Annotated in this window: 19 protein-coding genes; 17 read left to right on the top strand and 2 right to left on the bottom strand. The window is 62.4% G+C overall.

The window, feature by feature from the left end; all coding sequences use genetic code 11:
- Window positions 1–11: 11 nt before the first annotated feature.
- The 4 genes from AC5ZG5_RS42600 to rlxS all read left to right on the top strand — a co-directional run bounded on the left by AC5ZG5_RS42600 (window position 12) and on the right by rlxS (window position 4,642).
- Window positions 12–230, top strand: coding sequence for a helix-turn-helix domain-containing protein (locus AC5ZG5_RS42600; protein ID WP_456646603.1), 219 nt, complete (start codon window positions 12–14; stop codon window positions 228–230).
- Window positions 220–759, top strand: a complete 540-nt coding sequence (locus AC5ZG5_RS42595; protein WP_456646604.1) for a S26 family signal peptidase — start codon at window positions 220–222, stop codon at window positions 757–759. Before AC5ZG5_RS42600 ends, AC5ZG5_RS42595 begins: the two co-directional genes overlap by 11 nt.
- A 270-nt stretch (window positions 760–1,029) precedes the next feature.
- The gene (locus tag AC5ZG5_RS42590; protein ID WP_456646605.1) at window positions 1,030–2,094 is read left to right on the top strand and encodes an IS110 family RNA-guided transposase; all 1,065 of its coding nucleotides are present in this window, start codon (window positions 1,030–1,032) and stop codon (window positions 2,092–2,094) included.
- Window positions 2,095–2,674: 580 nt separating this feature from the next.
- The gene (gene rlxS, locus AC5ZG5_RS42585; protein WP_456646606.1) at window positions 2,675–4,642 is read left to right on the top strand and encodes a relaxase/mobilization nuclease RlxS; all 1,968 of its coding nucleotides are present in this window, start codon (window positions 2,675–2,677) and stop codon (window positions 4,640–4,642) included.
- Between the two features lie 286 nt (window positions 4,643–4,928).
- Here the strand turns inward: rlxS and AC5ZG5_RS42580 are convergent, their stop codons facing one another.
- Entirely contained in the window at window positions 4,929–5,519 is a 591-nt protein-coding gene (locus tag AC5ZG5_RS42580; RefSeq protein ID WP_456646607.1) for an RES family NAD+ phosphorylase, read from the bottom strand.
- Window positions 5,516–6,181: a hypothetical protein gene (locus AC5ZG5_RS42575; protein WP_456646608.1), complete on the bottom strand. Its 666-nt coding sequence runs from the start codon at window positions 6,179–6,181 to the stop codon at window positions 5,516–5,518. The genes AC5ZG5_RS42580 and AC5ZG5_RS42575 overlap by 4 nt, the downstream gene beginning before the upstream one ends.
- Window positions 6,182–6,601: 420 nt before the next feature.
- Between AC5ZG5_RS42575 and AC5ZG5_RS42570 the strand changes: the two genes are divergently transcribed.
- From AC5ZG5_RS42570 to AC5ZG5_RS42510, 13 genes are all read left to right on the top strand, one after another.
- Complete coding sequence (locus AC5ZG5_RS42570) at window positions 6,602–8,629, top strand: conjugal transfer protein TraG (RefSeq protein ID WP_456646609.1); 2,028 nt, start codon at window positions 6,602–6,604, stop codon at window positions 8,627–8,629.
- A gap of 13 nt (window positions 8,630–8,642) precedes the next feature.
- Window positions 8,643–9,194, top strand: coding sequence for a CopG family transcriptional regulator (locus tag AC5ZG5_RS42565; RefSeq protein WP_456646610.1), 552 nt, complete (start codon window positions 8,643–8,645; stop codon window positions 9,192–9,194).
- Window positions 9,187–10,170 carry a P-type conjugative transfer ATPase TrbB gene (gene trbB / locus AC5ZG5_RS42560; protein WP_456646611.1) on the top strand — a complete coding sequence of 328 codons (984 nt, stop codon included), beginning with the start codon at window positions 9,187–9,189 and terminating at the stop codon, window positions 10,168–10,170. Before AC5ZG5_RS42565 ends, trbB begins: the two co-directional genes overlap by 8 nt.
- Window positions 10,171–10,284: 114 nt before the next feature.
- Window positions 10,285–10,554 carry a TrbC/VirB2 family type IV secretion system protein gene (locus AC5ZG5_RS42555; RefSeq protein ID WP_456646612.1) on the top strand — a complete coding sequence of 90 codons (270 nt, stop codon included), beginning with the start codon at window positions 10,285–10,287 and terminating at the stop codon, window positions 10,552–10,554.
- Entirely contained in the window at window positions 10,554–10,811 is a 258-nt protein-coding gene (locus AC5ZG5_RS42550) for a VirB3 family type IV secretion system protein (RefSeq protein WP_456646613.1), read from the top strand. Before AC5ZG5_RS42555 ends, AC5ZG5_RS42550 begins: the two co-directional genes overlap by 1 nt.
- Entirely contained in the window at window positions 10,805–13,393 is a 2,589-nt protein-coding gene (gene trbE / locus AC5ZG5_RS42545) for a conjugal transfer protein TrbE (protein ID WP_456646614.1), read from the top strand. Before AC5ZG5_RS42550 ends, trbE begins: the two co-directional genes overlap by 7 nt.
- Window positions 13,394–13,421: 28 nt before the next feature.
- The gene (trbJ, locus tag AC5ZG5_RS42540; RefSeq protein ID WP_456646615.1) at window positions 13,422–14,174 is read left to right on the top strand and encodes a P-type conjugative transfer protein TrbJ; all 753 of its coding nucleotides are present in this window, start codon (window positions 13,422–13,424) and stop codon (window positions 14,172–14,174) included.
- Window positions 14,175–14,185: 11 nt separating this feature from the next.
- Complete coding sequence (trbL, locus tag AC5ZG5_RS42535) at window positions 14,186–15,346, top strand: P-type conjugative transfer protein TrbL (protein ID WP_456646616.1); 1,161 nt, start codon at window positions 14,186–14,188, stop codon at window positions 15,344–15,346.
- 3 nt (window positions 15,347–15,349) lie between these two features.
- Window positions 15,350–16,054 carry a conjugal transfer protein TrbF gene (trbF, locus tag AC5ZG5_RS42530; RefSeq protein ID WP_456646617.1) on the top strand — a complete coding sequence of 235 codons (705 nt, stop codon included), beginning with the start codon at window positions 15,350–15,352 and terminating at the stop codon, window positions 16,052–16,054.
- The gene (gene trbG, locus AC5ZG5_RS42525; protein WP_456646618.1) at window positions 16,051–17,076 is read left to right on the top strand and encodes a P-type conjugative transfer protein TrbG; all 1,026 of its coding nucleotides are present in this window, start codon (window positions 16,051–16,053) and stop codon (window positions 17,074–17,076) included. The genes trbF and trbG overlap by 4 nt, the downstream gene beginning before the upstream one ends.
- Window positions 17,073–18,353, top strand: coding sequence for a TraB/TrbI/VirB10 family type IV secretion system protein (locus AC5ZG5_RS42520; RefSeq protein ID WP_456646619.1), 1,281 nt, complete (start codon window positions 17,073–17,075; stop codon window positions 18,351–18,353). Before trbG ends, AC5ZG5_RS42520 begins: the two co-directional genes overlap by 4 nt.
- Before the next feature lie 3 nt (window positions 18,354–18,356).
- Window positions 18,357–18,611 (top strand): DUF2274 domain-containing protein, encoded by a 255-nt coding sequence (locus AC5ZG5_RS42515; RefSeq protein ID WP_456646620.1) that lies wholly within the window; start codon window positions 18,357–18,359, stop codon window positions 18,609–18,611.
- Between the two features lie 601 nt (window positions 18,612–19,212).
- Entirely contained in the window at window positions 19,213–19,392 is a 180-nt protein-coding gene (locus tag AC5ZG5_RS42510) for a helix-turn-helix domain-containing protein (protein ID WP_210284462.1), read from the top strand.
- Window positions 19,393–19,559: the final 167 nt, after the last annotated feature.

Below are 19,559 nucleotides of genomic sequence, written 5' to 3'. Positions count from 1 at the left end.
GAGCGTCGGAAATGACGAAAAGTGACGACAAAGAGCCGGACAAACCTTTTCTCAACACGATAGAAGCTGCAGCCTGGCTGCGCCTCACCAAGAATACCCTTGAGAAGATGCGGGTGAACGGCAGAGGGCCCGCGTACCGCAAGCACGGACGTTATGTCCGCTACCACATCGAAGACCTCGTCGAATATTCGCAAGCTAATAAGCGGAGGTCGACCTCCGATGCTGATTGATCGCGCAAGACTCCGGCGCCACCTGGCCGTGCTCTCGGCCACGTGCGCCAGTATCGTCGCAATTCTGATTTCCTTCGCGAACGAGAGGCCGCTTTTGATCTACAATGCCTCGGGCAGCGCGCCACTCGGCTTCTATTATCTGGAGCAGCGGCTGCCCGCGCGCGGTGAACTGGCACTGTTCAGACCGCCGCCCGCTATCGAGCTCCTGATCATCGCGCATGGCGCTTTGCCTGGGCCGGTACCCCTTCTGAAGCATGTGGCTGCAGCCGGCGGCGATGAAGTGTGCCGCACCAAAGCGCCGATCGACGCGGTGTCGGTCAATGGAAAGGTCGTTGCAGAGGTGCTTCAGAACGATCAAGAGGGACGGCCCCTGCCAACCTGGGAAGGCTGCTTGGAGCTCGTTGAAGGCGAATTTTTCCTGCTGCAGCCGCACCCTCATTCGTTTGATTCGCGATACTTCGGCCCGGTGCTGCGCTGCGATCTGTTGGGCGTGGCGCACCCGCTCTGGACCTGGAATCCGGATATTTGAACTGCCGCATGGCGCTGATCGTGCGCGCCCGAAAAGGGCGCGCACGTCTTGCGCACACGCAGCCGCCGCCGTCGTTCGCGTTGTGGGCAGGGCGAGGCCAGCAAAGAATCAGGTCCATTGAGATCAATGGCTGAAGCAGGTACGCAGGTAAGCGGGAGGGCTCTTCAAATCGGGCTTCGAGATACCGGTGCACGGGGATAAGACGGCCGTGGCCGAATCTGGAGCCTGGTGCAACGACTTGGAAGGTCGTTGCCACAAGGGAGAGCGCCGATGAAACTGTACGTTGGATTGGACGTCGGCCTTGAAGAAACCAGCGTTTGCATCGTCGATGGTGAGGGTCTCACGGTCCGCGAAGTCAAGGTCAGCACGGAGCCAGAGACGATCCGCTCCGCTGTAGAAGGCTACGCGGATCGCCTCGATAGAGTGGGGGTCGAGGCGTCGTCGCTAGGCATCTGGCTGTATCGCGAATTGCAGCCAGCCGGGCTTCCAATCATTGTCGTCGAGGCGCGCCACATGCGCGTTTCGCTATCGACAATGCGCAACAAAACCGACCGAAACGATGCGCGGGGCATCGCGCAGATGATGCGGTTGGGCTGGTACCGCGCCGTCCATGTCAAGAATATCGATATGCAGAAAATGCGCACGTTGTTGACCAACCGGAAGCTGCTCAAGCGCAAATTGATCGACCTCGAGAACCATGTTCGGGGCGCACTACGGGCCTATGGATTGCTCGTCGGAGCGGTCGCCCGAGGTGCCTTTGACGCCCGCATCCGCGAGCTGATCGAGCACAGCGACCCGATTTTTGTGATGTCGATCGAGGTCATGCTGGACGTGCGCCGCGCGCTCCTCGAGGGCTACGATCGGCTGCATCGCGTGCTCCTGCAGGTGGTCCAGCATGATCCTGTTTGCCGGCGTCTGATGACGGTTCCGGGCGTCGGTCCGGTTGTCGCCTTGTCGTTCAAGGTCGGCGTTGATGACCCTCATCGCTTTGCCCGATCACGCACGGTGGGCGCCCATTTTGGACTGACGCCGAAGCGCCACCAGTCTGGGACATCGATCGATTTTGAAGGTCGCATCAGCAAACAGGGCGATATCTCCGTGCGGGAGGCGCTGTGTGCAGCGGCTGCAAGTCTGCTGCTTCGGGTCAGAAAATGGTCGGCACTGCGAGCGTGGGGCCTGCGGATCGCCAAACGGTCGAGCATGCTGTGCGCGATCACCGCGGTCGCGCGCAAGCTTGCGAGCATTCTGCACCGGATGTGGGTCAGCGAGACCGATTTCCACGTTGGCTTTGGCGCCAAGATCACGCAGCGGCTGCGGTTGAAACCTGCACGGTAGCCGCCGGTGCAGATGACGACGGATTAGCGCTGGGCTTAGCGCCCGGCATGTTGAGGAGGAGCGAAACTAGAGATCCGCGCGCGCGGTGAGCGTCCCCTGGCGGGGCCGCGAAACGGGGAATGTCCGCTATCTCTTGCCTGCTGCCGCCCTTCGGGGGCGAGAGCGCCGGACTGCTTGGACAGCCCTGTTTACGAACCTGATGAAGAGCATGCGACGGCCGATGTGCTGAACGCGAAGGAACGCATGGACCCCGCCTGGTGAATGCACGTCGCGGTCGCGGCTGCGGTGAAGTTTGCGTGTGTTGGTGCAGGGAGTCGGTAATGCCTGAAGTTCGAAGAGTCGAAGAAAAGCGTAGGAATGAGTTGACTTTGCCCGCCCGATTAGGAAGGCAAGATAAAAGCACTGGCGCCTCGCTGCGCTTACGTCGTTGTCTGCACATCCAAGATTTGGCGCTCGAACGGCGCGCCGTGTCGCCAAACCAGTTGCAATGTGATGGCGTCCTTGGTGTGCCGCGTCTGCGTCTTGGCACGGCGACGGATGCGCCACATATCGGCAGCTCTCCTGGTTGCGAGCGCCTGCCATGAAAGAGATCGACGATGAATTCGAAGTGAAGCTCGGGCGGATCGGTAACCGCAAAGCAACGCGAGCGACGAGCTATCTGCGTCGTGTCCGCCAGGAGGCGCAGAAGGCGGTTCCCAGCTCCCGGCGAGCTTCGTCGTTCACTGGTGCCCGCATCGGTCGCGGTGGTGCGCAAGGTACGGTCCTCGCCGGGCGGGGTCGGCATGCAGGACAGCGTCGCGTCGTGATCAAGACGCGCATCGTGCGCATCAAAGCAGGCGAGACGAGCGCTATCCGCGCGCACCTACGCTATGTGCAGCGCGACGGCGTCACGCGCACCGGCGAGCCGGGCGAGCTCTATGATGCGGGAAACGACCGCGCCGATGGCAAGGCGTTCACCGAGCGAAGCGGTGGGGACCGCCATCAGTTTCGCTTCATCGTGGCGCCAGAAGATAGCGCCGAGTTATCGGATCTGAAGTCCTTCATCCGCGACCTGATGCGGCAAATGGAGCAGGACCTCGGAACCAAGCTCGACTGGGTCGCGGTAGATCATTTCAACACCGGTCATCCCCACAGCCACATCGTCCTGCGCGGCAAGGATGACGCAGGAGAAGACCTCGTCATCGCCCGCGACTATATTGCTCACGGCTTGCGAGCGCGGGCGTCGGATCTCATCACCCGCGAGCTCGGACCGGAGACGGACATCGAAGCCGCGCACAAACTTGGGCAGGAGATCGCCGCCGAGCGATTCACGCGCCTCGATCGCGCCATCCTGCGCGATGTGGTCGATGGGAGGCTCGGCCTCAGCGCACGACCCGCCAGCGAACCCGCCTGGCAGGCGGCCCGGATGGGGCGGCTGCGAACCCTCGAGCGGATGGGCCTGGCGGAAGAGGAAAGCCCTGGTCGATGGCGGATCGATCCTGAGCTCGAACCAAAGCTCAGGCGCATGGGTGAACGCGGCGACATCATCAAGACCATGCATCGGGAGCTTGGCGCAGCAGGACTTTCGCGGGCAGGAAGCAGTTACGCGATCTTCGATCCGGAGCAGGGCGGCCAGCGCCTGATCGGAAGGATCGTAGGCGAAGGATTCTCGGATGAATTGAGGGAGCGCCGCTATGTGGTGCTCGATGGGATCGACGGACGAGCGCACTATGCCGAGATTGGTACTCTTGCCGCCAATGACGAGCCGCCTGTCCGCACTACCATCGTCGAACTCAGGTCTGGTCCGGCCGAGCCGCGGCAGATCGACCGCACCATCGCGAAGATCGCCGCTGCCCAGCATGGCATCTACAGCGAGCACCTGCACTCTCAGTTCGACCCACAAGCATCGGGCGAGTATGTCGCATCCCACGTGCGCCGGCTGGAAGCGCTGCGGCGCGAAGGGATGGTGGACAGGCTCGCTGACGGCAGCTGGCGCGTTGGCGCGGATTATCTTGACCGGGCGCTCCGATATGAGGCGCTCCACCGTTCACGCAATCCAGTTCGCATTGCAGTGCTGTCGTGGCAAGGTCTTCAGGACCTGCCGCAAAACGTGGGGGCGACCTGGCTCGATCGCCAGCTCCTGGCCAAAGCGCCCGAGGCTCTTGGATCGACCGGAATGGGGGCGGAAGTCGAGACGGCGCTGCGGGCGAGGCGCCAATGGCTGATGGAGCAGGGGCTGGCCCGTGAGCAGGATGGTCAGGTGCGCTATGCACGGGATTTGCTACGGACGTTGCAGACCCGTGAACTTGCCCGGACTGCAGCGGATATTTCCGCCCGAACAGGACTTGAGTATTTCGAGGTCAAGGCCGGCGACAAGGTCACTGGCATGTACCGGCGGATGCTGACGCTGAACAGCGGACGATTCGCTATGATCGAGCGTTCGCATGATTTTGCGCTCGTGCCATGGCGGCCGGTCTTGGAGCGCGCTCGTGGTCAGCTCGTCACGGGCAGCGTTGGCGGGGAGGGGATTTCCTGGTCGATCGGAATGAAACGGGGCATCGGGCGCTAGTCCAAGAGCCGTACCGTTTTTGGCCCGGCGCTCGCCGGTTTTTGGCTAGTTCCAATTGCCCGCAGGCGATTCGCGAGATGCTGTCTGAGGAACACGCGCTAAAATTCGGAAATCATTGATGGTTATACTATTCTTGCGAAAACAGTATAACTTGCCCTTGCAGTCAGTTTCGGGCGGTTCGGCCGAAGGGTGAGTGATGCCGCCCCAACCAACTTGGTTCGTCAGCTCACGGGCATGCCCATCGCGGCCCAAATTGCCTTTGCGAATTGGCCGGCTTCGACGAGAGTCAGCCGGGCGCCAGTCCGACCTTGTATCGCCGCGCGAGCTGCCAGAACCAATCCTGATCCAGGTTGGTCTCCCGGTCGATCTCTCGGACCGAGCTGCGCGCGCGGTCAAAGATCGCGTAGCAAAGGCCTTCGTCGTCGTGGCGGGCGTAGTAGGCGATGCCGTCGGGACGAAGCGGATGGTCGAATAGCGCCTTCGACCAGATCTGCGGCGCGTCGTAAGGCAGCCCGCCATGTACCACCTCGGCAGTCGCGCCGAGGATCGCAAGTGAGGGGCCTGCGAGCCCGATCAGCTCAAGGTCTGCTGCAATTTCGAGCCGGACGTATGCTTTGCGCCGGAGCAGGCCGGCATCAATCAGAGTTCGTCCCGGCACGCGGAGGAACGTCTCTGCGAATGCGCCATATGCTTCCCGAGCGGCATAGAGAACGCCGTAGCTCCCGTCAGGAGCGTTCAGCCGGCCCAGACGCGACGTGTCGAAAAAGATCGGATCGTACTCGGCCGAGTAAAACCGATGAATGACGGTCCCCCGCCGCAGTCGGACCAAGCGGGGACGACGGCGAGCCAGATCGTCCGGCGGCAGCGGTGCACTCAAGCGCCTTGCTGGGCCATTCGCCGGGCGGCCTCAACCACGAGGTCGATTTTGCCTTCCTTGAGCAGATCGATGGGTCTACGGCCATTCAGCCGATCATCAGGCTGAGCCAGAAAATTCAGGGCGGTCCAGGGATTGCTGGTCGGCAGAGCCTCACGAACGGACTTGAGGCCCTCGACGACAGTGCCGTCTGAGTTGAACTGAAGGGTTGGAAAGCTTTTGTGATTGCTCGGACCGGGAACAGCAAGGAGGCTGCCCTCTTGCACGCGCTTGTCGATGGCCTGCCGAGAGATGCCCCGCAGGAGCGTTCTGACCTGGTCCAGATCGTAGGCACCCCCTGATCGCCGGAGGTCCTCCTGCGCAATGCGGACTCCCTCGAGGACAGCGAGAGCGCGAGCGTCGGGCGCGAACGCCTCCTTGTTGACGACAGCCGTTTTTTTCCCGGCTTCGGAGAAGAACCGGAATGCTTGACCAGCCAGCTGCTTGTTGCGCTCACGGACTTTCTGCAGAGCCGTTGCGCTTTTGGAAACGATCGCGACTTGAGCGTCAGCGGGAAGAGCGAGGTTCTTCAGAGCGGCCGGCTTGTGCTTAAGCACCATCATCACGCCGTCGTCGTGAACGGACGGACTTTTGGTACTGGAAGGCTTCGACTGTGTCTTTGACATGAGCTGAACTCCACGGCAAATATAGGGGGGAAGAGCAACTTTGTCAACTTTCGCAACTCCGTTTGGAGGTGTTTTAACACCTCTGACTTCACGGCATCCCCGGCTAGGCACGATTAACGCCACGTAGACCAGATGCGCCTGCGATCGTTCGCCGAAGCGACTCGCGCACCTTGTTTCGATGTTGAGGCGAGCCACTTGCGAGCATTCGAGAAGCGAACCATCAGCGAAATCCTGTTTGGACCAATGGCTCACGGGCTGTTGAAGCATTTGCTGAGGCTGTCTCGATCATGATCGAAAATTCTCTGCTTGTACAAAGCTTGATCGAAATCGCGCTCGCTGACTGCGCGATTTTTTATTTCGATTGAACACGAAGTCCGTTCGCCCTTTTCATCGCGCCGTGCGGTGAATGGGGCGAGCCGAATGTTTCCAGCAAAAATCTATGTCGGTCAGATCGTGGTCGTGTTCGGCATCGTTGTCGCGTCAACGTGGGGTGCGACGCAATGGACGGCAGCAGCTCTCGGATTCCAGGAGCGGCTTGGTGAACCGTGGTTCTCGCTTTCAGGCTATCCGATCTATTTGCCCTGGCGCTTGTTCGAATGGTGGTTTGCCTATGAAGCCTACGCACCCGAAATCTTCGAAGAGGGCGGAACCATTGCCGCGGCCGGCGGGATCGCGGGCGCGCTGTTTGCGATCGTCAATTCGGTGTGGCGGGCGCGGCAGAACCAGCTGGTGACGACGTACGGCTCGGCGCGCTGGGCTACGGCCAAGGAGATCAAGACAGCCGGCCTGTTCACGCCTGAGGGCGTGTTTCTCGGGCGCGTTGAGAACAACTATTTGCGCCATGATGGGCCGGAGCACGTGATGTGCTTTGCCCCGACGCGCTCGGGCAAGGGCGTCGGGCTCGTGCTGCCGACACTGTTGTCCTGGACGTCGTCGGCGGTGGTTCACGACATCAAGGGCGAAAACTGGGAGCTCACGGCCGGCTGGCGCTCGAGCTTCTCGCATTGCCTGCTGTTCAATCCGACCGACCCGAAGAGCGCCCGCTACAATCCGCTGCTCGAGGTGCGCAAGGGAGCGGCGGAGGTGCGCGATGTCCAAAACATCGCCGACATCCTCGTCGACCCGGAAGGTGCGCTCGAACGCCGGACCCATTGGGAAAAGACCAGCCATTCGCTGCTGGTCGGCATCATCCTTCACGTCCTCTACGCCGAGAAGCAGAAGACGCTCACCCGCGTCACGGAAATCCTCGCCGATCCCGCGCAGTCCTTTGAGAAGACGCTGCGGATCATGATGGCGACCAATCACGTAGGGACCGAGACTGAACCCAAAGTCCACCCCGTGGTCGCCGCCACCGCGCGGGAGCTGCTCAACAAATCCGAGAACGAACGGTCCGGGGTTCTATCGACCGCCGTCAGTTTCCTTGGGCTTTACCGCGACCCCATCGTCAGCCGCAACACCGAAAGCTGCGACTGGCGCATTGCCGATCTCGTCAGGGCCGACAAGCCCGTCACGCTCTATCTGGTCGTGCCGCCGTCGGACATCAGCCGCACCAAACCCTTGATCCGGCTGATCCTCAATCAGATCGGCCGCCGCTTGACGGAGGCGCTGAACACGAAGGCGGGTGATGACAGCCGTCGCCAGCTTTTGATGATGCTGGATGAGTTTCCCGCGCTCGGCCGGCTCGATTTCTTCGAAAGCGCGCTCGCGTTCATGGCCGGCTACGGCATCCGCGCCTATCTGATCGCGCAGTCGCTCAACCAGATCGCAAAAGCCTATGGCGAGAACAATGCGATCCTGGACAATTGCCACGTCCGTATTGCCTTTGCCGCCAATGATGAGCGCACGGCCAGGCGCATCTCGGATGCGCTCGGCACCGCGACCGAGCTGCGTGCGCAGCGCAATTATGCGGGCCATCGACTGGCCCCCTGGCTCGGCCACGTCATGGTCAGCCGTCAGGAGACCGCGCGGCCGCTGCTCACGCCCGGCGAAGTGATGCAGTTGCCGTCCGATCAGGCCATTGTGCTTGTTTCGGGTCTGGCACCGGTGCGAGCGATCAAGCTTAAGCACTATGAGGACGCAAACTTTGTCGGACGCCTGCGCAAGCCGCCGACGCTGACGAGCGACGACTATGTCGACCGCCCGGCGGCACGCCCTGACGATTGGAATGGCCGGACCAGCGCCGTCGACCTTCGCCTTGCAACCCTGCCGTATCGCCAGCTCATGCAGGCGACGGACGAGGAGGGAGGGCTCAAGCAGCAACTCACGCTGTTCGATGAGCCCGCCCCTGCGGCGAACGACACGCGGGCCAACGAGGAGCGATTGCTCGACGATGATGCCGACGTAGCTGCCGATCGCAGCCAGATGCAGCAAGCGGCAGCCACCTCCGGCGCGGTGCGTCGCGCCCACGCCGTCACCCGCGACGACGACGATCTTCTCCCCGCGTTCTGAGGAGCCCCTTCCGATGAAACCAAAACTGTCGGCCTATGTCTCCGAAAGCGTGGCACAGCGGCTCGAACTCGCGGCCAGACGCCCCGGAACGAACAAGTCGGCCATCGTGGATGCCGCGCTGGACCGTTTCCTCAATCCGGAGCGGGACACCAGCGGCGATGCGGCGCTGATCCGAAGGCTGGATCGGATGAGCCGGCAGTTGGAGCGAGCCGATCGCGACCTTTCCGTCGTGGCCGAGACCATCGCGCTCTTCATCCGCTACTACCTGACCATCACCCCGCCGCTGCCTTCGGGAGATCAGGACGCAGCGCGCGCGCTCGGCCGCGAGCGGTTCGAGATGTTTGTCGCCCAGGTCGGCAAGCGCGTCGCCTCCGGCGGCCGGCTTGTTGCCGACGTGATGGATCGCGTCAGCACGTCGAAACCGGATCTCTTTGTGCGGAACCTCGAGGAGGGCGCTCCTCTGGGCGCCGCTCAAACCGGCAATACCGGATCCCGCTCGCAGAGCGCGACGGGCGAGCCGCCGGAGCGTTCTCCGGCTGGGCGAGAGGAGGTCGGCAATGTCTGATCTCCTCTCGCCCGAGACCCGCGAACGACGTCGCGGCATGCTGCGGACCGCGATGGGCCCGGCGATCGCGCTCGCCTTGGAGGAGGCCGACGTCGTCGAGGTCATGGTCAATCCTGACGGGAAGCTCTGGCTCGACCGGCATGGAACGGGTCGCGCGGACACCGGCGTCGTTCTGACGCCGCAGGAGTCGGAGCGGATCATTCGCCTGGTTGCCAGCCACGTACGGGCGGAAGCAAGCGGTTCGTCTCCGATCATCTCGGCGGAACTACCCGAAACGGGTGAGCGCTTTGAAGGCGTCTTGCCGCCGGTTTCGCTAGCGCCGTGCTTTGCGATCCGGAAGCCGGCAACGACCACGTTCCGCCTGTCCGACTACGTCAAGGCGCAGATCGCCTCGCCGGTGATGGCGAAGGTGCTGACGGCAGCCGTCAGCGAAGGGCGCAGCATCCTGATCGCCGGCGGCACCGGCTCGGGCAAGACCACGCTTGCCAATGCGCTGCTTGCGGAAATCGCAAGCCTTGAGGAGCGGGTGGTCATCATCGAAGACACCCGCGAGCTGCGCTGCGATGCAAAGGATGCCGTGACCTTGCGGACCAAGCCGGGCGTGGCGAGTTTGGCCGATCTCGTGCGCTCGACGCTGCGCCTGCGGCCCGACCGCATCATCGTCGGCGAGGTCAGAGGGGCCGAAGCCCTCGACATGCTGAAAGCCTGGAACACCGGGCACCCCGGCGGCATCGCCACGGTCCACGCCAATTCGGCGCGGGCGGCACTCTACCGGATCGAGCAATTGATCCAGGAAGCGGTCGCGACCGTGCCGCGCCGGCTGATTGCCGAGGCGATCGACTTGATCGTCTTCATCAAGGGGCGGGGGCCCGCACGCCGCATCGAGGCCATCGCCGAGCTCAAGGGCCTCGATCCGTCCGGCGACTACCTGCTCGAAACTCCGCCCGGACTTCCAAACACCGCCCACCGTCCCTGATCAACGGAGACTGGCAAAATGCTCACTCGACTGCGTCCACACGTGCGTTCGCGCCTTTGCGTCCGGCCAACCGGCCGGCGCTCTCTGATTGAACTCGGCGCGTCTGCCGCGTGCATGCTCCTCCCCACATCAGCGGCGCACGCCGCCGGCTCGGGCATGCCCTGGGAAGCTCCGCTCGAGCGTGTCCTCGAATCCGTGCAGGGGCCCGTCGCCAAGATCGTCGCCGTCATCATCATCACCGTGACCGGCATATCGCTCGCGTTCGGCGACACCTCCGGCGGCTTTCGGCGCATGGTCCAGGTCGTGTTCGGCCTTTCGATCGCCTTTGCCGCCAGCTCGTTCTTTCTTTCGTTCTTCTCGTTCGGCGGCGGAGCGCTGATCTGATGCGCGCGGAAGGATTCGAACTCGTGCTCCACCGCTCGTTGACGGAACCCATTCTGATCGGCGGCGCGCCGCGCGCCGCCGCCATCCTGATCGGCACGCTGTCGGCGGTGCTGGCGCTCGGTTTGCGGCTTTGGCTGGCGGGCCTTGTGCTCTGGATCATCGGACACGGCACCGCCGTCTGGCTCGCCAAACGCGATCCCGCCTTTGTCGAAGTCGCCATCCGTCACACCAAGCACAAAGGCCGGCTTGCATGCTGAACTTGAGAGAATTTCGCAGCCACGCGTATCACCTTGCCGATTGGCTGCCCTGGGCGTGCCTGGTGGCTCCCGGCGTGATCCTGAATAAGGACGGCAGCTTTCAACGCACGATACGCTACCGCGGACCGGACCTTGACAGTGCGACCGAGGCCGAGCTGATGAGCGTGGTCTCACGCGTCAACAACGTCCTGAAGCGGTTCGGTTCGGGATGGGCGCTGTTCTTCGATGCAACGCGCATCCCGGCCGGCGAGTATCCGCGCTCGGAGTTTCCCGACCCGGTGTCCTGGCTGGTCGATGAGGAACGGCGTACCGCTTTTGAGGCGGCTGCCGATCTCGCCTGGGATGATCCCTCGCGTCCCCGCGGGCAGCACTTCGAAAGCGTGCTGCATCTCACCTTGATGTATTTGCCGCCGGCCGAAACGATCTCGCGCCTGGAGGGCCTGTTCCTCGAGCGCGCGAGGGGGAGGAAAGGCGCGACGAACGGAGGCCGGCGTGGCCGTCGCGGTCAATCAACGGTCGATGCCGATGTGGACGAACGTTCGGTGAATGATGGCACCGGAGATGGCGACACCGAGGCAGAGCAGGGACCTGAAAACAGCGCGGAGCGTTACCGGGAGCATCTCGAACGCTTCATCCAGGAGACCGACCGGGCGATCGACCTGCTCTTATCGGTCTTGCCCGAGATCTGGCCTCTCGACGATGCGGAGACGCTGACCTACCTTCATGGCTGCGTCTCGACCAAGCGACATCCGGTCAACGTTCCCGAGATACCGGCCTATCTCGATTGCTTTCTGAGCGACGAGCCGCTGACCGGAGGATTGTCGCCGGCAATCGGGCGAAGTCATCTTCGCGCGCTGACAGTGCTTGGGTTTCCGGCAGTCACCTTTCCCGGGCTGCTTGATGAATTGAACCGGCTTGGCGTGGCCTATCGCTGGGCAACACGGTTCCTTCCGCTCGATCGCACGCAGGCGAACGCGACGCTGTCGCGTTACCGCCGGCAATGGTTTGCCAAACGGAAGTCGCTTGCGGCGATCCTGAAGGAAGTCATGTTCAACGAGCAGGCGGCGCTGCTCGACACCGATGCCAGCAACAAGGCTCTTGATGCCGATGCCGCGCTGTCCGAGCTTGGCGACGATCTGGTTGCCTTCGGTTACGTCACCACGACCGTCACCGTGAGTGATGAGGATGCGCGGCAGGCGGACGAGAAGATCCGCGCCGTCGAACGGGTGATCAATAGCCGCGGTTTCACGGTCATCCGCGAAAGCATCAATGCGGTAGAGGCCTGGCTTGGCGGTCTGCCGGGACAAGCCTATGCCAATATCCGCCAGCCGATCGTTCACACGCTCAATCTTGCCCACATGTGTCCGTTATCGGCGGTGTGGGCCGGACCCGAGCGGTGCGAGCACCTCGACGGGCCGCCGCTCCTGATCGCTAAGACCAGGGGTGCGACCCCGTTCCGGTTGTCGCTCCATGCCGGCGATGTCGGACACACCATCATTGTCGGTCCGACCGGAGCGGGGAAGTCCGTGCTGCTCTCGATGCTGGCTCTTCAGTTCCGCCGCTATCCGGATGCGCAGCTGATCACGTTTGACAAGGGCCGCTCGGCGCGCGCGACCACGCTCGCCCTGTCGGGCGCCTGGTATGAGCTCGGCGCCAAGGGCGGCATCGCCTTTCAGCCGCTGAAAGATGTCGCAGAGGAGGGCGCAAGGCTATGGGCGCTCGACTGGCTTTGCGGCGTGCTCGCCCATGAGCGGGTGACCGTCACGCCCGAGGTCAAGGAGACGCTCTGGTCGGCGCTGAGGAGCCTCGGCTCTGCGCCGGTCTCGCAGCGGACGATGACAGGGCTCGTCGCGCTGCTGGCCCGCGACGCATTGCGGCAGGCGCTGCAACCCTACACGCTGGAAGGACCTTACGGCCGTTTCCTCGATGCAGACGCCGACCGTTTGTCCGGCGCAGACGTGCTCACCTTCGAGATGGAAGAACTGATGGCCTTGCCGGGCCTGGTCGCGCCCGTTCTCACCTATCTGTTCCATACCCTCGAAGACCGCTTCGACGGCCGGCCCACCTTGCTGGTTCTCGATGAGGCCTGGGTGTTTCTGGATGACCCGCTTTTCGCAAGCCGAATCCGCGAATGGCTGAAGACGCTGCGCAAGAAGAACGTGGCCGTCATTTTTGCGACCCAGTCGCTAGCGGATATTGCTGACAGCCAGATTGCCCCTGCCATCATCGAATCCTGTCCAAGCCGGATATTCCTGCCGAACCCCCGCGCACTGGAGCCGACGCAGACAGAGACCTACTGCCGGTTCGGCTTGAACGACACGCAGGTCCGCCTGATCGCGGAAGCCTTTCCCAAGCGCGACTATTATCTGCAGTCCCGCGCCGGCAACCGCCTGTTCGAATTGGGCCTCGGTCCGGTAGCGCTCGCCCTGGTCGCGACATCCTCGCCTGAAGATCAACGGGCGATAGATGCGGTTCTGTCCCGCTTTGGCCCCCATCACTTTGCCAAGCGCTATCTCGCCGAACGAGACCTGCACTGGGCCGCGAACCTGATCAGCACCTTCGAACAAGCCCGCAAAACCTGAGCCCAACCCAACGTTTAAGGAGCTTGCCATGCTGAAGATCTTCGGCGCACCTATCTCATGCCGGACGCAAAAGGCCACCGCCGCCATAGCGCTGTCTCTCGTCATTGCAGTGAACGGGTCGCACCGGCTTGGGGCGCAAGTCGTCGTATTCGATCCATCGAACTACAGCCAAAATCTCCTCACGGCTGCTCGCGCCCTTGAGCAGATCAACAACCAGGTCAGGAGCCTTCAAAACCAGGCGCAGTCGCTGCTCAATCAAGCCAAGAATCTTGCAAGCCTCCCGACCAGCGTCGTCGGTCAGCTCACGTCGACGATCAATCAGATGAACGGCCTGATCGGTCAGGCAAAGAACATCTCATTCGATGTTCGGAAGACCCAACAGGACTTTGAACGGCTCTATCCGCGCCAGTATGCGGCAGCCGTCTCGTCCGACAGGATGGTGCAGGACGCGACGGCGCGTTGGGACAACAGCTACGATGGATTGAAGCAGTCGCTCACGCTTCAATCGGCCATCGTCGGCGCGTTGGACCAGGACGGCCAGACGCTTCGAACGCTGATGACGAATTCGTCCGGCGCAATCGGCTCACTGCAGGCCCAACAGTCTGGCAACGAACTGCTCGCTTTGCAGATCAAGCAGTCGTTGCAGACCCAGGCACTTCTGGCGACCCAGGCGCGGGCGGACACGCTCCGAGCGGCCGAGCAGCAGGCGTCAGCCGCCGCCGCGAAGGAGCGCTTCATCCGCTTCATCGGCGATGGCCATGCCTACACCGCCGGCAAGTAGGCGAGGGCGATATGGCTGATCTGTCCGTCATTGACCGCTTTACCGAAACCTTCTCGCGCTACATCGATTCAGGTTTTGGTCTTCTGTCCGGCGATGTCTCGTTCTTGAGCTCGACCTTGATCGCCATCGACCTGACGCTTGCCGGACTTGCCTGGAGCATCCGTGCCGATGACCATATCCTGGTCGCGCTTGCCAAGAAGGTGCTCTATGTCGGCGCGTTCGCGTTCATCATCGGCAACTTCAAGAGCCTTGCCGATATCGTCTTTGCGTCCTTCTCCGGCATCGGACTGAAGGCATCAGGCGGGAGCTTAAGCGCTGCCGATCTGACGCGGCCGGGCTTTGTCGCCTCCGCCGGCTTTACGGCCGCCCATCCTCTTCTGGAGGAGACCGGCCAGTTCTCCGGCTTTGACGTTCTGACCAACCTGCCGACGATCCTGATCCTGTTGTTCTGCTGGATCCTGATCGTGCTCGCGTTCTTCGTGCTCTCGGTGCAGCTCTTCGTCACGCTGATCGAGTTCAAGCTGACGACGCTCGCAAGCTTCATCCTGGTGCCGTTTGCCTTGTGGGGAAAGACCGCATTTCTGGCGGAAAGAACGCTCGGCAACGTGGTCGCCTCGGGTGTGAAGGTGATGGTTCTTGCCATCATCATCGGCATCGGCTCGACCATCTTCGGTCAGCTTGCGAGCACCTTGACGCGGCCGGTCGACATTGTGTCAGCCATGAGCCTGTTGCTTGCGGCCCTTTCGCTGTTTGGACTCGGCATCTTCGGTCCCGGGATCGCGGCGGGATTGGTCTCAGGAGCGCCTCAGCTCGGCGCCGCGGCCGCGGCTGGAACGGTAGCGGGTGCGGCAGCCGTCGTGATTGGCGGCGGAGCGGCAGCCGTTGGGGGCTTACGCGCCGCGGCAGGCGGGTCAATGGCTGCCGTCCGCTCCGCAGCATCGCTGACGGGGACCCCTTCGGCTGGAGGCACTTCACTCGGAAGCTTGGCGGCGGATCAGCTGTCGAATGCGGGCGGCGGCACTCCGAGCCGTGCAGCTTCCTCAGGGGCGGGCAGTGCGCCGTCGTCGCCGGCGCGGAGACACGCGAGGGAAGCTGCCCAGGTCGTCGTCCATACTCTGAAGGAGGGTGACAAAGGCGGGCATTCGTCAGGTCCGAAGCTGGGGGAGGAATAGGACGTGGCAGCTCACCCCTTTCAGCGCGTGTCCGTCCGATATGGTGAGACGCCGGAACCAGTCACGCCGTACCAGAAGGCAGCCCAGGTCTGGGACGAGCGGCTCGGCTCCGCCCGCGTACAGGCGAGCAACTGGCGGCTCGCGGCGCTGGCGGCGATCGGCCTGTCCGGCGCACTAGGATTGACGATTTTTGTCCAGATCGCCCGCTCGGGTATCGTTCCCTACGTGGTCGAGGTCGATCGGCTCGGCGAAGTCCGCGCCGTCGGGCTGGCGCTGGAAACCTACCAGCCGACTGATGCGCAGATCGCGCATTTTCTCGCACGGTTCATCGAGAACGTTCGCTCGCTGTCGATCGATCCAGTCATTGTTCGGATGAATTGGCTGCGCGCCTACGACTTCGTCACGGACCGTGGCGCACAGGCGTTGAACGACTATGCGCGCGAGACCGATCCGTTCACGAAGATCGGCTCCAAGACGGTGACTGCGGAAGTCACCTCCGTGGTGCGTGCATCCGGCGACAGTTTCGAGATTCGGTGGAGGGAGAACACCTTCGAGAACGGTTCGATCGCAAAAACCGAGCGCTTCACCGGTCTCGTCACCACGGTTCTCAAGCCGCCTGCGGATGTCGAGACGCTGCGAAAAAACCCCCTCGGCCTCTACGTCCATTCACTCAACTGGTCGCGTGACCTCATCGGAGACGCAAAATGAAGTTTGCCGCCCCCACCAAGCTCGCGTCGGCCACCATCCTCGCCTTGTCGCTCCTGCTCGGCGGATGCGCCACCAAGCTCAATCTTGAACCGCCCTATGATGAGATGACCTTTGAGAAGGCGCTTCCGGAGACCGACCCGCCAAAGCCGGTCGAAATCGTCGAAACGCCCAAAATCCTGCCGTTGCCTGGCCAATTGAAGCCCTATCCGACAAAGGGCGAGAGGGGCGAAAAGCTGCCGCCGGAGCAGGCGATCGCCAAGGCGAACAAGGCGGCGAGGATGGAGCCGACGCGGGCCGGATACATCAACGCAATTCAGGTCTATCCCTGGACGGAGGGCGCGCTCTACCGGCTCTATGCGAGCCCCGAGAAGGTCTCGACCATCGCGCTTCAGCCGGGCGAGGAACTGATCGACGTCTCAACAGGCGATACGGTCCGCTGGGTGGTTGGTGATACCGCGAGCGGGCAGGGTAACGCCCGGCGGGTGCACATCTTGGTCAAACCGACGTTGCCGGACATCCAGACCAACCTTGTGGTCCTGACTGACCGGCGCGCCTATCACCTCGAGCTCGTCTCGACCAAGCAGACCTATATGGCGTCGATCTCCTGGACGTATCCGACGGATACGCTCGTCGCCCTTCACAGGCAGAACGCGGCTGCCCAGAACAACGAGGAGCGGATTGCCGACCGCGGGGTCCGGCTCGACAGCCTGAATTTCCGCTATCGGATCGAAGGGGACGATCCGCCGTGGCGGCCGCTCCGCGCCTTCGACGACGGCCGCAAGGTCTATATCCAGATGCCGTCCGGCCTGTCGCAGGGGGAGGCGCCGCCCTTGTTCGTGGCCGGATCAGACGGTCGGCCGAACCTCGTCAACTACCGGGTTCGCGGCTCCTACTACATCGTCGATCGGATGTTCGGCGCCGCCGAGCTTCGCCTTGGCGAAAATCCGCAACGCATCGTCCGGATCATCCGCATCGATGCCCGGCCAGTGTCACAGCTCTTCAGCACCGGGGGTGCCTCATGACGAGGGGGTTGGATCAGGATCCGCCGGAGCCGCTGGAATTGCGGGCACGGCCGAGGCCCGTTCGACGCCTCAACAGGCGCGCCCTGATGATCGGCTGCGCGGTCGCCGCGCTGCTCATTGGCGGGGCGACACTCATTGCGCTCCGACCCCGCCCGTTCAAGTCGGCGGAGCGGGCAGAGCTTTACAATACCGACCGGAAGCAGACCGCCGAGGGGTTGAGCAAGCTGCCGAAGTCCTACCAGGACCTGCCGCCATCCACGCCGCGGCTTGGGCCGCCGTCGCCGGGCGACATCGGCCGCGCGTTTGCCGAGAATGAAAAGAAGACCGGCGTGGCATCGGATGCGGGCTTCCGGACCAACCCGGAGGAAGATGCCGAACGGGCCGAACGTATCAGGCAAACGCGGATTGCCCAGCAAGCAAAGGAGTCAGGCTTGTTCGTCCGCCTGTCGGAGAAGCAGGAGAAGCGCAAGCAGACTGGCACGACCGAAGTGCCGGCGGCTTCGCCATCCGCGTTCCGGCCTTCGGCTCCCGATAACGGCCCTTCCGCTGCCGATCTGGCTAAGGCGGCGCAGGCGATGATCGACAGGTCCAGCGAAATCATTCCTTCCTCGCAGGCGCGAAAGCTTGCCTTTGTGGGTGCGAAGGCCGAAACGGAAACCGCCAATCCCCATGCGCTCAAAGCGCCGCCGTCCACCTATGCCGTGATGGCGGGGTCGATTATTCCGGCGAGTCTCGTCACGGGGCTGAATTCGGACCTGCCTGGGGCCACCATCGGCCAGGTTACCGAGAACGTCTACGACACGGTAACGGGAGAGCATCTCCTGATCCCGCAAGGAACTCGGCTCGTCGGCAAATACGATAGCGTCGTGGCCTTCGGCCAGAAGCGGGCGCTGGTCGTCTGGACACGGCTCATCCTGCCGAACGGCAATTCGATCGTAATCGAGAACCTTCCGGCCACGGACGTCGCGGGCTACGCCGGTCTCGAGGATGAGGTGGACTTCCATACATGGCAGTTGCTCAAGGGCGTGGCCCTGGCGACCCTGATCGGGGTAGGAACACAACTCTCGATCGGCAATGACGAGAGCGATCTCGTCAAGGCGCTGCGGGAAAGCACGCAGCAAACGACGAATCGTGCTGGCCAGCGTCTGGTGGAGCGTGAGCTTGACGTGCAGCCGACGATCACGGTGCGGCCGGGATGGCCGCTGCGGGTGATCGTTTCGAAAGACTTGGTGCTGAAGCCTTACCAGCACGTTCAGGCAATGGCGAAGGGCAGGTAAGGGATGAAGCTTGCGAAGCTGCCTGATCGGACGCCGGTGAAGATGAACGTTGTGTTTACGCCAGGCCTGGCGCAGAGGCTGCGCGAGTATGCTGCGTTCTATGCTGAGACCTACGGCAACAAGGAGGAAGTAGCTGAGCTGATACCGTTCATGCTCGAGGCATTTCTTGACGGCGATGTTGCTTTTAGGAGAGCAAAGCAGAGATCAAGCGATCGCGACCAAATGTTTAAGGGAGGGGGTGGCTCTACTTCGACGTAGTGTCCCTTTTCCGATGATTGAATGATCGCTTGACGTGTTGTCACTAACCGACCTGGCGAAACGTCTGAAGGCATTCGGCGACTAGGTGCAGCGATCGTCCAAGTCGATCGTGCAACTGCTCCAGTTCATGTTCCGTGGCACCTTCAAGCCGAAGGCTATCTCGGGCAAGCGCACGCGCCACTAGAGCATCGATCGGCTCAGACGTAAGAACCTGGGCCGGTGACTTGGTCCTTACGAATTCGAACGAAGATTCGACTTGGCCGCTCGGAGTTACGACAGCCGATGTGATCACGCTGCTCATGACAACAGCTTCTACTAGTTCAGCAGGCAGATTAATCGTGCATAAGACAGCTCCGGTTTCTCTGCACCTGTAGCCGGCTAGGTAGCCTATCGCTCCGAAACTTCCGGGAGAATGGCCGCAGGATTCCAGGAACGGCTCTAAGATGATTGCCTCGTAGTTGCCCATGACGGTAGCTCCAAATTCTCCGGTCTCCTTCATTATGTAACTTAAAAGCGGTCGCCTTAAAGGCGTCAATACGCAGGATGTGTGTCGGTGAAGCTGACGCACAAAGGACCGCTGCGAGACGTATTGGCGAAGAACATGCGACGCCTGAGGGCAGCGCGTGGGCTTAGTCAGGAGGCGCTTGCCTACGAATGCGGCATTAACCGAACCTACCTCAGCGGAGTCGAGCGTTCAGAGCGGAACGTGTCCATCGATAATATCGCCCGAATTGCCGTAGGGCTTGGAGTTGAGCCATGGCGGCTTCTGAAGGACGATTGAGGCGCGCACGTTGCCGTCGTGGTGTTCGGTTCAGCTAAAGCGAGTTGCCTTATTCAGTTGGACCACGTTTGATCAAGTTTCCCCTAGACCCTATGTTCGGCCTCCTGAGGTGACGGGCGGCCCGCCCCGCGGCAAGCTCCTATCGAGGGTTGCGCCGGATGGTCCGG

This window comes from Bradyrhizobium sp. Ses1 (genome assembly GCF_059512365.1).
This window is presented reverse-complemented; position numbering and strand designations above follow the sequence as displayed.